Origin of the sequence: Bacillus sp. FDAARGOS_235, assembly GCF_002073415.2 — a bacterium.
Lineage (GTDB): Bacteria > Bacillota > Bacilli > Bacillales > Bacillaceae_G > Bacillus_A > Bacillus_A toyonensis.
On sequence record NZ_CP020437.2, the window covers coordinates 4,596,541 to 4,610,676 of the forward strand.

Below are 14,136 nucleotides of genomic sequence, written 5' to 3' on the forward strand. Positions count from 1 at the left end.
GATTGGATATAATCAATAGATGGAGTATATTACATAAAGAGAGTTGAATGATATGGGAGAAATGCAACGCGAAAAGGTTGCTGTCATCATTGGACCAACTGCTGTTGGAAAGACGAAGTTAAGTATTGACCTTGCCAAAGCGTTGAATGGTGAAATTATAAGTGGAGATTCCATGCAGATTTATCGCACGATGGACATTGGAACAGCAAAGGTGACAAAAGAAGAGATGGACGGAATTCCACATTATATGGTCGATATAAAAGATCCGGAAGATTCATTTTCTGTCGCAGAATTTCAAGAACGTGTTCGTAAACATATTCGAGAAATTACAGAGCGGGGTAAATTACCGATTATTGTTGGTGGAACCGGTCTTTATATACAATCAGTTTTATTCGATTATCAGTTTACAGATGATGCTGGTGATGCTATATACCGAGAGCAAATGGAAAAGCTAGCTCAAGAACGTGGTGTGGAATATGTACATGAAAAATTGCAAGAAGTAGATCCAGAAAGCGCGGAGCGTATTCATGCTAATAATGTGCGTCGTGTCATTCGGGCGTTAGAAATTTTCCACACGACGGGCGAAAAAATGAGTGATCAACTCGAAAAACAAGAAAACGAGTTATTATATGATGTTTCATTAATTGGCTTGACAATGGATCGAGAAATGCTATACGATCGCATTAACTTACGAGTGGATTTAATGATGGAACAAGGTTTATTAGAGGAAGTAGAAGGGCTGTATAATCGTGGGATAAGAGATTGTCAATCTATTCAAGCGATTGGGTATAAAGAGGTATATGATTATTTTGAGAATCGTGTCTCTTTAGAAGAAGCGGTATCACAATTAAAGACGAATTCACGTCGTTATGCAAAACGTCAATTAACGTGGTTCCGTAATAAAATGGATGTCACATGGTTTGATGTTACAGATGGTGAAAAAACGTCAGAAATTTTACGATACATAGAAGGAAAGTTACAACTAAAGTCGAATAATAGTAAGTAGAGAAAAAGAGGAGGATTCGACATGAAGCAATCAATCAATATTCAAGATCAGTTTTTAAATCAACTCCGTAAAGAAAATACGTTTGTTACGCTGTACTTATTAAATGGTTTCCAGCTTCGTGGATTAATTAAAGGATTTGATAATTTTACAGTCCTACTGGAAACAGAAGGTAAGCAACAGCTTATTTATAAACATGCAATTTCTACATTCGTACCACAAAAAAATGTTTCGATTGAATTAGAGTAGTAATGAATTATTGTACATAACAAAAAAAGAGCGAGTTTCTCGCTCTTTTTTTATTTGTCATAAACAATACATAGTGAAATTTAAGCGATTCTAAATACAGTAAGGCGAATGTTAGTATTTCCTGTTGCAGGGATCGTAATCTCGTTAAGAGTAGATTGGACAGAGATGTTTGCACCAGCTGCTAACGTTTCAATTGTAGTAAATGAAAGTGAGTCACCTATTAAACTTGAAGAGAAGTTGTCAGTTGCGACTGCTCCATTAATTGAAATTCCTACTCCAAGTGGAGCACATCCTGGCGCAGTTGTAGCGATGGATACGCTAATTACATAAATGCCAGCGTTAATAACAGTAACTGTATTTGTGCCGTTAAAGATCATATTGTTTACGTTAATTGCAGTACTAAAAATAAAGTTATTAAATTGCAGTACTGTTTGTTGAATGTTATTTGTTACAACAATTGTTGCTACAGGGAAGCTAGGTCCAGTAGGTCCAGTAGGCCCAGTAGGTCCGCCAGAAGGTCCGGTTGGTCCAGTAACTCCTATACCAGTAGCGCCAGTGGCACCCGTTGGTCCTTGGATACCTTGAACACCTTGAGGTCCGGTAGCACCAGTAGCACCTGTGTTACCTTGAACGCCTTGAGGTCCGGTAGCACCAGTAGCACCTGTGTTACCTTGAACGCCTTGAGGTCCGGTAGCGCCAGTAGCGCCTGTGTTACCTTGAGCGCCTTGAGGTCCGGTAGCACCAGTAGCACCTGTGTTACCTTGAACGCCTTGAGGTCCAGTAGCGCCCGTGTTACCTTGAACGCCTTGAGGTCCGGTAGCGCCAGTAGCGCCTGTGTTACCTTGAGCGCCTTGAGGTCCGGTAGCACCAGTAGCACCTGTGTTACCTTGAACGCCTTGAGGTCCGGTAGCGCCAGTAGCGCCTGTGTTACCTTGAGCGCCTTGAGGCCCCGTGGCACCAGTAGCACCCGTGTTACCTTGAATACCTTGAGGCCCGGTAGCGCCTGTGTTACCTTGAGCACCTTGAGGTCCGGTAGCGCCTGTGTTACCTTGAGCACCTTGAGGTCCGGTAGCCCCCGTGTTACCTTGAACACCTTGAGGTCCAGTAGGTCCAGTAGGTCCAGTAGGTCCAGTAGGTCCACCAGAAGGTCCAGTAGGTCCGGTAACTCCTATACCAGTAGCGCCAGTAGCCCCTGTGTTACCTTGAGGTCCAGTGGCACCAGTAGCGCCAGTAGCCCCTGTGTTACCTTGAGGTCCAGTAGCACCCGTGGCACCAGTGTTACCTTGAACACCTTGAGGTCCAGTAGCGCCAGTGGCACCAGTAGCACCTGTGTTACCTTGAACGCCTTGAGGTCCAGTAGCGCCAGTGGCACCGGTAGCCCCAGTAGCCCCAGTAGCCCCAGTAGCACCAGTAGCCCCAGTGTTACCTTGAACGCCTTGAGGTCCAGTAGCGCCAGTGGCACCAGTAGCCCCAGTGTTACCTTGAACACCTTGAGGTCCAGTAGCACCCGTGGCACCTGTGTTACCTTGAACACCTTGAGGTCCAGTAGCGCCAGTGGCACCAGTAGCCCCTGTGTTACCTTGAACACCTTGAGGTCCAGTGGCACCAGTAGCGCCAGTAGCCCCTGTGTTACCTTGAACACCTTGAGGTCCAGTAGCACCCGTGGCCCCTGTGTTACCTTGAACACCTTGAGGTCCAGTAGCGCCAGTGGCACCAGTAGCCCCTGTGTTACCTTGAACACCTTGAGGTCCAGTGGCACCAGTAGCGCCAGTAGCCCCTGTGTTACCTTGAACACCTTGAGGTCCAGTAGCACCCGTGGCACCTGTGTTACCTTGAACGCCTTGAGGTCCAGTAGCGCCAGTGGCACCGGTAGCCCCCGTGTTACCTTGAACGCCTTGAGGTCCAGTAGCGCCAGTGGCACCGGTAGCCCCCGTGTTACCTTGAATACCTTGAGGTCCAGTGGCACCAGTAGCACCAGTAGCACCAGTGTTACCTTGAACGCCTTGAGGTCCGGTAGCGCCAGTGGCACCAGTAGCCCCTGTGTTACCTTGAACACCTTGAGGTCCAGTAGCGCCCGTGGCACCGGTAGCACCAGTAGCCCCAGTGTTACCTTGAACGCCTTGAGGTCCAGTAGCGCCAGTGGCACCAGTAGCCCCAGTGTTACCTTGAACACCTTGAGGTCCAGTAGCCCCCGTGGCACCAGTGTTACCTTGAACGCCTTGAGGTCCAGTAGCGCCCGTGGCACCGGTAGCCCCCGTGTTACCTTGAACGCCTTGAGGTCCAGTAGCGCCCGTGGCACCGGTAGCCCCCGTGTTACCTTGAATACCTTGAGGTCCAGTGGCACCAGTAGCACCAGTAGCACCAGTGTTACCTTGAACGCCTTGAGGTCCGGTAGCGCCCGTGGCACCAGTAGCCCCTGTGTTACCTTGAACACCTTGAGGTCCAGTAGCGCCCGTGGCACCGGTAGCACCAGTAGCCCCAGTGTTACCTTGAACGCCTTGAGGTCCAGTAGCGCCAGTGGCACCAGTAGCCCCAGTGTTACCTTGAACACCTTGAGGTCCAGTAGCACCCGTGGCACCAGTGTTACCTTGAACGCCTTGAGGTCCAGTAGCGCCAGTGGCACCGGTAGCCCCCGTGTTACCTTGAACGCCTTGAGGTCCAGTAGCGCCAGTGGCACCGGTAGCCCCCGTGTTACCTTGAATACCTTGAGGTCCAGTGGCACCAGTAGCACCAGTGTTACCTTGAACGCCTTGAGGTCCAGTAGCGCCCGTGGCACCAGTAGCCCCAGTGTTACCTTGAACACCTTGAGGTCCAGTGGCACCAGTAGCGCCAGTAGCCCCTGTGTTACCTTGAGGTCCAGTAGCACCAGTAGCCCCAGTGTTACCTTGAACACCTTGAGGTCCAGTGGCACCAGTAGCCCCTGTGTTACCTTGAGGTCCAGTAGCACCCGTGGCACCAGTGTTACCTTGAACACCTTGAGGTCCAGTGGCACCAGTAGCGCCAGTAGCCCCTGTGTTACCTTGAGGTCCAGTGGCACCAGTAGCCCCAGTAGCCCCTGTGTTACCTTGAGGTCCAGTAGCACCCGTGGCACCAGTGTTACCTTGAGCGCCTTGAGGTCCAGTAGCGCCAGTGTTACCTTGAACGCCTTGAGGTCCAGTAGCGCCAGTGGCACCGGTAGCACCAGTAGCCCCAGTAGCCCCAGTGTTACCTTGAACACCTTGAGGTCCAGTAGCGCCCGTGGCACCGGTAGCACCAGTAGCCCCAGTGTTACCTTGAACACCTTGAGGTCCAGTAGCGCCCGTGGCACCGGTAGCACCGGTAGAGCCCGTGTTACCTCGAGGTCCAGTAGGTCCAGTAGGCCCTCTGCCGAACGAAGCTGAATTAACTAGAGTAGTTTGTAACTCTGCAATTAATTTAAGGAGTTCTTGGAGTGTACAATGATCGATTCGGAATAACTTTGTAATGTAAAGTAAATAATTAATTAAAATTTGGAGTTCAACAAATACAGCACTTGCTACGAAGGTTGGATTTCTTAATATAGTTATTAAGTTTTTTATAATAGCTAATCCTTGCGCTTTCAGGGAGGAAGTAGCGTCTAGCGAACAGATGAACTTACTTAGTAGGTTTAATGTATCAATTAAATCTTCGATGTTTTTAGGGGATGGATTAGCGAAAAGTTTTGGAATTATTTTAATTAAATCGTTAATAATCGCTCGAAATGTTCTAATTTGTGCTTTAGAAATTGGGATGGATGGTGTGTTTGAGATTCGTCCGGCACTACTTGGAAAGCATGGTTTGGAGAATTTGTTTTGACTGTCGTCATAACGAGACATTAAATCGCTCCTTTCTAATGAGAATGTGAATGAAACTCATCATAGTAGATGCAAAAATTAGTTAAATGGTCATAATAAAATCGTTTGTTTAAAGAAAAAATAGAAAAAACGCCTTACAATAAGGCGTTTTTTCTATTTTCTGCGTATTTATAATATCGTTTTAGTGAAACTTTTGATTTGAATCCAGCTAGTTTTATAATTTCTGATTCCGGCGTTTCTTTTTTTATTAAGTTTAAAATATAGGTGTTACGAAAGTGTTGCCCTGAGATTCCTTTGCGTAAATTAGCTCTAGCTACTTCAAGGCGAATCATTTTTTGGATAGCGATTTCTGTTAATCCCTTCGGTGAATCATTTTCGTATACCCATCTGTATGTTCCGCGGTTAAAATCGAATGCGACAAACAGTGGGTCATTACTATGGTATTTTGGACGAACGGGTTCAGGGATGCTTTTGTAGTATGTGTATAATTGCTTTTTGTCTTCTTTTGTTAATGTAATCGTTCTTTCTACTCCTGCGGTTGCTGGGATAGATAATGTATTAGTTTCAAAGTGAACATGATACATAGTTAATGCTGTAAGCTCTTGTAGGGATAAACCATAGTCAATTAATAGGTTTAAAATAGTGATATTACGATCCATCAATAAAGGTCGTACAGGACGTTGTTTTTCTGATAGTCCTTCCAATGAAGTGACGATACGCTTTAATTTTTTTTCTTCATTAGATGAAATAAAATCTTCATTTCGTAGTGCGCGATCTGGTTGAATGGAAATTTCCATATTCTTTAATGGATTAGGGATGTTTAGGAAATGATTCATTCTATTTAGTACAATAAATACACGATGCATCGTCTTTTCTGAGTAGTTTCGATTCGTTTTTAAGTCGGAAAAGTAATCTTCGTAGTCTTTTGTACAAAGTGTAGCCCATATATTACTGGAAGGGAGCTTTTTGTTTTTTTCTAACCAATGTCCGAAATCTTCAATGTCATAAACATAACGTTTAATGGTTGAGGTTTTTCGGCCTTTATTCAATAAAAAAATAGAAAAGGCTTGTATTGTATCATGGAATTCCGTTGTCTCCATAGTCCCACCACCTTAATTATTTCTTATATTATAGCAAATTTTTCTGAAAATAGGCATTTGTAAGAAGGACGGGAATAATAATATGTGTTGAGTGGATAAAGTGAAACTTTAATCAGTGGGGGGGTGTTCATCCTCCGCTGATTATCAGCCCACACCAATCGGGCATTTACGGGCAGTTATCCCCCGCCTAACTTCCTCGCATTCGCTGAATTTTGAGGTGGGAGTCTTACTGCCTGCAAATTGCGGGATAAAATGAGGTGATTGTATGGAACAATCGATGCGAAAGAAAAATAATAATCAAATTAATATTGTGTTAAACCATCGAAAGAAAATTTCTTTACCAGCATCAGAAAATAAAACGGAAATTTCAAATGAAACTACAATTAAACATGAGATGCTGCAAAGAATTGAAGAAGAGATGGGGAAACTCGTTGGGATGGATGATATAAAAAAGATAATAAAAGAAATATATGCTTGGATTTATGTAAATAAAAAAAGACAAGAAATGGGATTGAAATCTGAGAAGCAAGTACTCCATATGTTGTTTAAAGGGAATCCAGGTACAGGAAAGACAACTGTTGCTAGAATGATAGGGAAATTGTTGTTTGAGATGAATATTCTATCAAAAGGGCATTTAGTTGAAGCGGAACGTGCTGATCTTGTAGGAGAATACATTGGCCATACGGCTCAAAAAACAAGAGATTTAATAAAAAAAGCAATGGGAGGTATTTTGTTTATTGATGAGGCGTATTCTTTAGCTCGAGGTGGAGAGAAGGATTTTGGAAAGGAAGCAATTGATACGCTCGTAAAGCATATGGAGGATAAACAACATGGTTTTGTATTGATTTTGGCTGGGTATTCAAGAGAGATGAATCACTTCCTTTCATTAAATCCAGGACTGCAATCTCGTTTTCCGTTTATTATTGAGTTTGCGGATTATTCGGTAAATCAGTTGTTGGAAATTGGGAAGAGAATGTATGAAGAGCGTGAATACCAGTTATCAAAGGAAGCGGAATGGAAATTTAGAGATCATTTACATGCTGTAAAGTATTCGTCGCAAATTACATCGTTTAGTAATGGCCGATACGTACGGAATATTGTTGAAAAATCGATTCGTACACAGGCTATGCGGTTGTTGCAAGAAGATACGTATGATAAGTATGATTTAATTGGAATATCAAGTGTTGATTTAATGTTGGAAGAGGAGACGCACAGTACATAAACTGTGCGTCTGTTTTTTGTGCATATGTTCGTTTATTCTTTTTTTTCTTTTTCTTGGTGAGATTTATGGAAACGTTCCATTTTAGCGCTCTTTTCGTGTGCTGAATTAGAATCGTGCCCAAATTGGTTTACTGAGCTTTTTTGAGCTCCTTTATTAACGTGGTTTGTCATTTGTATTCACCTCACTTTAAAAATTAGTATAAACATTAAGTAAAGAAAAAATCGTTAGAAAAGAAAAACCTCTTTACGATATGTAAAGAGGTTAGAATTGCTATTTATGCATTGAACGTTCGTTTGTGTCGATACGTCGATGCGGTAAATGCCATTTGTAATGAATAGAAAGCATGCGGAAGCAAACAATTAAAATGAATAAGGTGTAAAGAGCCCAATCACTAACAATAATTTGAGCCCCAATTAAGAAGCCTGCTAGAATCGTCCAAAAAGCATATACTTCAGCTCGAAGGACGAGAGGTTTTCTACGGGCTAAAAGATCGCGAATAATCCCGCCGCCAATACCGGTTAAAACAGCTGCTACGATTGTAGCGCTAATGGGTAAATTTAGTTTTTGAGCATATAATGCCCCTTGTATGGCGAATGCTGATAAGCCGATAGCGTCAGTAATGTTTTCCCATTTTTTCCAATGTTTAATTAATTTATTTGGAAAAAGAAAAATAATTGTCATTGATAAAAGTGCGATTTGGAATAACATGTCTTGTTGCCAAAACGCGACAATCGGATAACCGATTAGTAAATTACGAAGGGCACCTCCCCCAAATGCGGTTGCCATTCCTAAAATATACACCCCGAAAATGTCATAATCCTCTTCCATTGCAACAATGGCTCCGCTTAGTGCGAATGCGATTGTGCCTATGATGCTAAAAATCTCCCATGCCATGAATTTTCTCCCCCGCTAACTAGATGAAATGTGCTTCCTCTGCTATTATATTAGAAGGTTTAAATTTCGAAAAGGATGAGTGAACATATTTGATGGAAGAAAAAGAAAAAGTCATATTAGTAGGCTGTCAATTACAGCAAGATGACGATGAACAGTTTATGCATTCCATGAAAGAACTTGCATCGTTAGCAAAGACTGCGCGAGCGAAAGTGTTAGTGTCAACAACGCAAAAACGACCGAAGTTTCATCCAGTGACTTATATAGGTAAAGGTAAATTAGAAGAGCTTACAATGTTAACAGAAGAATTAGAGCCGGATGTTATTATATTTAATAACGAGTTAACGCCGAGTCAAATTCGGAATTTATCCTCAGTATTAGATGCAAGAGTAATCGATCGAACGCAACTCATATTAGATATTTTTGCGCAACGTGCGAAGTCTAGAGAGGGTAAGCTTCAAGTGGAGTTAGCCCAGTTGCAATATACAATGCCGCGTCTAATGGGGCAAGGTTTGTCTTTATCACGTCTTGGTGGTGGTATTGGAACAAGAGGGCCGGGTGAGACGAAACTTGAGACGGATCGTCGTCATATTCGATCGCGTATTGATGAAATAAAGAAACAACTTGCGGTTGTTGTGGAACATCGAAAAAGATACCGTGAGAGAAGAAAAGACAATAAAGTATTTCAAGTTTCATTAATAGGATATACAAATGCAGGGAAATCGACGCTATTTAATAGATTAACGGAGGCGGATACGTTTGAAGAAAACTTATTGTTTGCAACGTTAGATCCGACAACAAGGAAGATGCCGTTACCTTCTGGTTATACAGTGTTGCTAACTGATACGGTTGGTTTTATACAAGATTTACCTACGTCGTTAATTGCAGCTTTTCGTTCAACACTAGAAGAAGCTGGTGAAGCAGATGTTATTTTACATGTTGTTGATTCTGCAGATCCAAACTATGTAGGGCATGAGAAAACGGTAAAGAAGTTATTGTCAGAACTTGAAATTAATCATATTCCGATTATTACGTTATACAATAAAAAAGATGCATTACATCAAAATTTTATTCCGTTTCCGAAAAGCGACTTCTTAATGACTAGTGCTTTTGAAGAAATCGATTTATTACATATAAAAGAAGCGATAGAAACGAAAATGAAGGAAGAAATGGATCCATATCAAGTGGAGATTCCTCCGAGTGAAGGTAAGTTGTTAACGTTATTAAAGACGGAAACTCTATTAACAAAGATGGAATTTCTGGAAGATAAATTTGTATATAGTTGTACAGGATATATATTTGCCTATTCGCCATATAATGGGCAGTTAAAGAGATTTTTAGTGGAAGAAGGAGAAAATGATAATGTTTGATCGTTTAAAAAATGGAGAAAAAATGGCTCCTATTGTAAAAGAAGTAGAAAGTCAAATTACAGAAGTGCATAAACGTGCAGATGAAGTGATTGAAAGTAATCAATTTCGTGTATTAGAAAGTTTTCGTAAACATAAAATTAGTGACTCGCATTTTATTCCAACGACTGGCTATGGATATGACGATATTGGTCGTGACACATTAGAAAAAGTGTATGCTGATGTATTTGGAGCGGAAGCGGGTCTTGTTCGTCCGCAAATTATTTCGGGGACTCATGCGATTTCAACAGCTTTATTTGGTATTTTACGTCCGGGAGATGAGCTACTATACATAACGGGGAAACCGTATGATACGTTAGAGGAAATCGTTGGTGTACGCGGAAAAGGTGTAGGGTCATTTAAAGAATATAATATCGGTTATAACGCAGTTTCGTTAACGGAAGAGGGGCTTGTGGACTTTGAAGCTGTTGCGGCTGCGATTCATAGTAATACGAAGATGATTGGTATTCAGCGCTCAAAGGGATATGCTACTCGTCCGTCGTTTACTATTTCTCAAATTAAAGAGATGATTTCGTTTGTTAAGGAAATTAAACCTGATGTAGTTGTATTTGTTGACAACTGTTATGGCGAGTTTATTGAAGAACAAGAGCCGTGCCATGTAGGTGCAGATTTAATGGCGGGCTCGCTTATTAAAAACCCAGGCGGTGGAATCGTTAAAACTGGTGGTTACATTGTTGGGAAAGAACAATATGTTGAAGCATGTGCATATCGTTTAACATCTCCAGGGATTGGTGCTGAAGCAGGGGCATCTTTATACAGTTTACAAGAAATGTACCAAGGGTTCTTCTTAGCGCCGCATGTAGCGGGACAAGCACTAAAAGGTGCAATCTTTACAGCGGCATTTTTAGAAAAGTTAGGAATGAACACGTCACCAGCGTGGAATGCGCCAAGAACGGACTTAATTCAATCTGTTCAATTCGATGATAAAGATCGTATGATTGCCTTTTGTCAAGCGATTCAATATGCATCTCCGATTAATTCTCATTTCACTCCGTACGCAAACTATATGCCGGGTTATGAAGATGATGTAATTATGGCTGCGGGAACGTTTATTCAAGGTGCAAGTATTGAATTGTCGGCTGATGGCCCAATTCGTCCGCCTTACGTTGCTTATGTACAGGGTGGATTAACGTATTCTCATGTGAAGATTGCAATTTGTTCTGCGATTGATGCGTTAATCGAAAAAAAATTATTAACAATTTCTTAAAGGGAAGCTGTCGATTTCGGCAGCTTTTTTCGTGTAAAAGTAATGATTTGTGCCATTAGAAAAAAGAATGAAAAAAACTTTAAAAAATCATGTAAGAAAAGCTAACATCTATTGACACTAAACATAACATAATATAAAATGAGAAGCAGTTAAGGCGAAGGAGGAACTGAAACAATGAAAGAAGATAGACGTTCTGCCCCGCTGTTTCCTATTGGTATTGTTATGGATTTAACACAATTGTCTGCACGTCAAATTCGCTACTATGAAGAGCACAATCTTGTTTCTCCAACCCGTACAAAGGGGAATCGTAGATTATTTTCATTTAACGATGTAGATAAGTTGTTAGAGATTAAAGATTTATTAGATCAAGGCTTAAATATGGCTGGTATTAAGCAAGTGTTACTAATGAAAGAAAATCAAACAGAAGCAGTGAAAGTAAAAGAAGAAACGAAAGAAATTTCAAAAACGGAGCTTCGCAAAATACTTCGAGATGAACTACAACATACAGGTAGATTTAATCGAACTTCATTGCGACAAGGTGACATTTCAAGGTTTTTTCACTAAAGATAACTGATTCTGAAGGTGTTTAGAGGGACTAAGGAGGAATTTATAATGGCTAGGTACACAAAAGAAGATATTTTCCGTTTGGCGAAAGAAGAGAATGTAAAGTATATCCGTCTGCAATTTACGGACCTTTTAGGAGTAATTAAAAACGTAGAAATTCCAGTGAGCCAATTAACAAAAGCTCTTGATAACAAAATGATGTTTGATGGATCTTCTATTGAAGGTTTCGTACGTATTGAAGAATCTGATATGTATTTATATCCGGATTTAGATACTTGGGTAATTTTCCCTTGGACAGCTGAAAAAGGTAAAGTAGCTCGTTTAATCTGTGATATTTATACTGCAGATGGTGCTCCATTTGACGGAGATCCACGTAACAATTTAAAACGTGTATTAAAAGAAATGGAAGCTTTAGGATTCTCAGATTTCAATCTTGGACCAGAGCCAGAATTCTTCCTATTCAAAGTTGATGAAAAAGGAAATCCAACATTAGAATTAAACGATAACGGTGGATACTTCGACCTTGCGCCGATGGATCTAGGGGAAAACTGTCGTCGTGATATCGTTCTTGAGCTTGAAGAAATGGGCTTTGAAATTGAAGCGTCTCACCATGAAGTTGCACCAGGTCAACACGAAATTGACTTTAAATATGCAAATGCAATTCGCTCATGTGATGACATTCAAACATTCAAACTTGTTGTAAAAACAATTGCTCGTAAACATGGTTTACATGCAACATTTATGCCAAAACCATTATACGGTGTGAACGGTTCAGGTATGCACTGTAACTTATCACTATTTAAAAATGGTGAGAACGTATTCTTCGATCAAAACGGTGATTTACAATTAAGTGATGATGCTCGTCACTTTATCGCAGGTATTTTAAAACATGCACCAGCATTTACAGCGGTAGCAAACCCAACTGTAAACTCTTACAAACGTTTAGTACCTGGATATGAAGCTCCTTGTTACGTAGCATGGTCTGCACAAAACCGTAGCCCATTAGTACGTATCCCTGCATCTCGTGGTATTAGTACACGCGTAGAAGTACGTAGTGTTGACCCAGCTGCAAACCCATATTTAGTAATGGCTACATTATTAGCTGCAGGTCTTGACGGAATTAAAAATAAATTAACTCCACCAGCTGCAGTAGACCGTAACATCTATGTAATGACAAAAGAAGAGCGCGAAGAAGCAGGTATCGTTGACTTACCAGCAACATTAGCGCAAGCGTTAGTTACATTACAATCTAATGAAGTAGTATGCAGTGCACTAGGAGAACATTTACTTGAGCACTTCATCGAAGCAAAAGAGATTGAGTGGGATATCTTCCGCACACAAGTTCACCAATGGGAACGCGATCAATATATGTCTCTATACTAAGAGGCTCAAACCCTTGACACACAACGTGTTGAGGGTTTTTTTATTTTGTGGGTAAAACACTTTTATTTGAAAGGAGAGTAATTCACCCACAAAACACCCACAAAAAAATCAAACTTACCCCAATACGTTATTCATATAAGCTTCAAACCCTGAAATAGAATCCTTATTAATTTTGTCGCTAATATGAGAGTAAACGTTAGCAGTGATTTCTATACTCTTATGTCCTAGTCGATCTTGAATGTATTTCATACTTGCACCAGACTCTAATAAAAGAACTGCGTGGGTGTGTCGTAATGAATGTATTTCTAGTCTAGGTAAATTTGCTTTCTTAAGTATGCGTGAGAATGCATTGAATAATGTTGACTTCGGTAAGAAATTTCCATCTACTCTTGAAAAGACTAAGTCTAATTCATGTTCATACGCATCTTGTAAAACAAGCTTATTAGCATTTTGCCACTTTTTATGTGCGAGTAGCTCATCGACTAATGATTTAGGGATCATGATAGTACGTTTAGAAGTAAATGTCTTTGTATCTCCAAATAATTCTTCTTTTGTTTTAGCTGTAAAATCTAATGTTTTAGAAATAGTAATAGTATGTTCTTTTAAATTTATGTCTTTCCATTGTAAAGCAGCAGCTTCACCTTTACGCATACCAGTATTCAGAAGTGCTTTGAAAAAGATGTAATAAATATAGTTGTATTGATAAGAAGTCTTTAGGAAAAGGGTAATGTCTTCACTTCGCATATACTTTAGCCCTTCTCTTTCTTTATTGTTCTTATTTGAAATAACCACTTCTTCACAAGGATTGTTTTCGATTTTTTTTAAGCTAACAGCCTTTTTCATAGCATTGTTCATTGTGCCGTGGATAATCTGAACAGTTCGCTTACTATATCCCTGATCAGTTAAGGAATTAATAAATTTTTGATACATCATTGGTTTGAGTTCTTTTAGGTTCATGTTTTGAAAGTAGGGGATGATATGCTTTTCGATGTTACGTTCATGCAAGATAAAAGTGTTTTTCCTTACATTGTCTTGCTTAAATAATTTTAACCAGTCTCTAAGGTAATGTTTTAACGAAGTAGGAGTAATCTCAACTTCTAAACCGTTTAATAATTTTTTCTCTTCTTCAGCAGCCGCAAGTTGTGCTTCTTTTTTCGTCTTGAATCCACGTTTTGATTTTTCTTTGTATTTTTGAGTATAAGGGTCTTTAAATCTTACTCGGAATTCCCAAACATCTCCGAATTTTCTGAAGCTAGCCATTATAACATTCCCTCTTTC

12 protein-coding genes are annotated in these 14,136 nt (G+C 40.7%); 7 read left to right on the plus strand and 5 right to left on the minus strand.

Annotated features, from left to right (window positions below; all coding sequences use genetic code 11):
• Positions 1–52: 52 nt before the first annotated feature.
• Both miaA and hfq read left to right on the plus strand, forming a co-directional pair.
• Positions 53–1,006: a tRNA (adenosine(37)-N6)-dimethylallyltransferase MiaA gene (gene miaA, locus A6J74_RS26080; protein WP_000504365.1), complete on the plus strand. Its 954-nt coding sequence runs from the start codon at positions 53–55 to the stop codon at positions 1,004–1,006.
• Positions 1,007–1,027: 21 nt separating this feature from the next.
• Complete coding sequence (hfq, locus tag A6J74_RS26085; protein ID WP_000813896.1) at positions 1,028–1,252, plus strand: RNA chaperone Hfq; 225 nt, start codon at positions 1,028–1,030, stop codon at positions 1,250–1,252.
• A gap of 80 nt (positions 1,253–1,332) precedes the next feature.
• Here the strand turns inward: hfq and A6J74_RS26090 are convergent, their stop codons facing one another.
• Positions 1,333–5,085 carry a Gly-Xaa-Xaa repeat protein gene (locus tag A6J74_RS26090; protein WP_080609630.1) on the minus strand — a complete coding sequence of 1,251 codons (3,753 nt, stop codon included), beginning with the start codon at positions 5,083–5,085 and terminating at the stop codon, positions 1,333–1,335.
• A gap of 113 nt (positions 5,086–5,198) precedes the next feature.
• A complete protein-coding gene (locus A6J74_RS26095) occupies positions 5,199–6,164 on the minus strand; it encodes a tyrosine-type recombinase/integrase (RefSeq protein WP_000450335.1) in 966 nt (321 codons plus the stop codon).
• Between the two features lie 265 nt (positions 6,165–6,429).
• On the opposite strand from A6J74_RS26095, the gene spoVK reads away from it, so the two are divergent.
• A complete protein-coding gene (spoVK, locus tag A6J74_RS26100; RefSeq protein ID WP_000438193.1) occupies positions 6,430–7,386 on the plus strand; it encodes a stage V sporulation protein K in 957 nt (318 codons plus the stop codon).
• 32 nt (positions 7,387–7,418) lie between these two features.
• On the opposite strand, the gene A6J74_RS30110 is transcribed toward spoVK, so the two are convergent.
• Positions 7,419–7,556 carry a hypothetical protein gene (locus A6J74_RS30110; RefSeq protein ID WP_000181509.1) on the minus strand — a complete coding sequence of 46 codons (138 nt, stop codon included), beginning with the start codon at positions 7,554–7,556 and terminating at the stop codon, positions 7,419–7,421.
• Positions 7,557–7,656: 100 nt separating this feature from the next.
• On the minus strand, positions 7,657–8,280 hold the full coding sequence (locus A6J74_RS26105) for a trimeric intracellular cation channel family protein (RefSeq protein WP_000312260.1): 624 nt from the start codon (positions 8,278–8,280) through the stop codon (positions 7,657–7,659).
• Between the two features lie 92 nt (positions 8,281–8,372).
• Here A6J74_RS26105 and hflX point away from each other — a divergent pair, with 92 nt between their 5' ends.
• The 4 genes from hflX to glnA all read left to right on the plus strand — a co-directional run bounded on the left by hflX (position 8,373) and on the right by glnA (position 12,858).
• Entirely contained in the window at positions 8,373–9,647 is a 1,275-nt protein-coding gene (gene hflX, locus A6J74_RS26110) for a GTPase HflX (protein WP_000391423.1), read from the plus strand.
• Complete coding sequence (locus tag A6J74_RS26115; protein WP_000460315.1) at positions 9,640–10,911, plus strand: methionine gamma-lyase family protein; 1,272 nt, start codon at positions 9,640–9,642, stop codon at positions 10,909–10,911. The genes hflX and A6J74_RS26115 overlap by 8 nt, the downstream gene beginning before the upstream one ends.
• Positions 10,912–11,085: 174 nt before the next feature.
• The gene (gene glnR / locus A6J74_RS26120) at positions 11,086–11,475 is read left to right on the plus strand and encodes a transcriptional repressor GlnR (protein WP_000656783.1); all 390 of its coding nucleotides are present in this window, start codon (positions 11,086–11,088) and stop codon (positions 11,473–11,475) included.
• Positions 11,476–11,523: 48 nt separating this feature from the next.
• Positions 11,524–12,858 (plus strand): type I glutamate--ammonia ligase, encoded by a 1,335-nt coding sequence (glnA, locus tag A6J74_RS26125; protein ID WP_000135333.1) that lies wholly within the window; start codon positions 11,524–11,526, stop codon positions 12,856–12,858.
• A 114-nt stretch (positions 12,859–12,972) separates the two neighbouring features.
• On the opposite strand, the gene A6J74_RS26130 is transcribed toward glnA, so the two are convergent.
• Entirely contained in the window at positions 12,973–14,118 is a 1,146-nt protein-coding gene (locus A6J74_RS26130) for a tyrosine-type recombinase/integrase (RefSeq protein ID WP_080609636.1), read from the minus strand.
• Positions 14,119–14,136 lie beyond the last annotated feature (18 nt).

What these genes read in the sequence shown, in the direction of transcription:
- miaA (WP_000504365.1), top strand. Translation starts at nt 53, where the DNA reads ATGGGAGAAATGCAACGCGAAAAGGTTGCTGTCATCATTGGACCAACT.
- hfq (WP_000813896.1), top strand. Translation starts at nt 1,028, where the DNA reads ATGAAGCAATCAATCAATATTCAAGATCAGTTTTTAAATCAACTCCGT.
- A6J74_RS26090 (WP_080609630.1), bottom strand. Translation starts at nt 5,085, where the DNA reads ATGTCTCGTTATGACGACAGTCAAAACAAATTCTCCAAACCATGCTTT.
- A6J74_RS26095 (WP_000450335.1), bottom strand. Translation starts at nt 6,164, where the DNA reads ATGGAGACAACGGAATTCCATGATACAATACAAGCCTTTTCTATTTTT.
- spoVK (WP_000438193.1), top strand. Translation starts at nt 6,430, where the DNA reads ATGGAACAATCGATGCGAAAGAAAAATAATAATCAAATTAATATTGTG.
- A6J74_RS30110 (WP_000181509.1), bottom strand. Translation starts at nt 7,556, where the DNA reads ATGACAAACCACGTTAATAAAGGAGCTCAAAAAAGCTCAGTAAACCAA.
- A6J74_RS26105 (WP_000312260.1), bottom strand. Translation starts at nt 8,280, where the DNA reads ATGGCATGGGAGATTTTTAGCATCATAGGCACAATCGCATTCGCACTA.
- hflX (WP_000391423.1), top strand. Translation starts at nt 8,373, where the DNA reads ATGGAAGAAAAAGAAAAAGTCATATTAGTAGGCTGTCAATTACAGCAA.
- A6J74_RS26115 (WP_000460315.1), top strand. Translation starts at nt 9,640, where the DNA reads ATGTTTGATCGTTTAAAAAATGGAGAAAAAATGGCTCCTATTGTAAAA.
- glnR (WP_000656783.1), top strand. Translation starts at nt 11,086, where the DNA reads ATGAAAGAAGATAGACGTTCTGCCCCGCTGTTTCCTATTGGTATTGTT.
- glnA (WP_000135333.1), top strand. Translation starts at nt 11,524, where the DNA reads ATGGCTAGGTACACAAAAGAAGATATTTTCCGTTTGGCGAAAGAAGAG.
- A6J74_RS26130 (WP_080609636.1), bottom strand. Translation starts at nt 14,118, where the DNA reads ATGGCTAGCTTCAGAAAATTCGGAGATGTTTGGGAATTCCGAGTAAGA.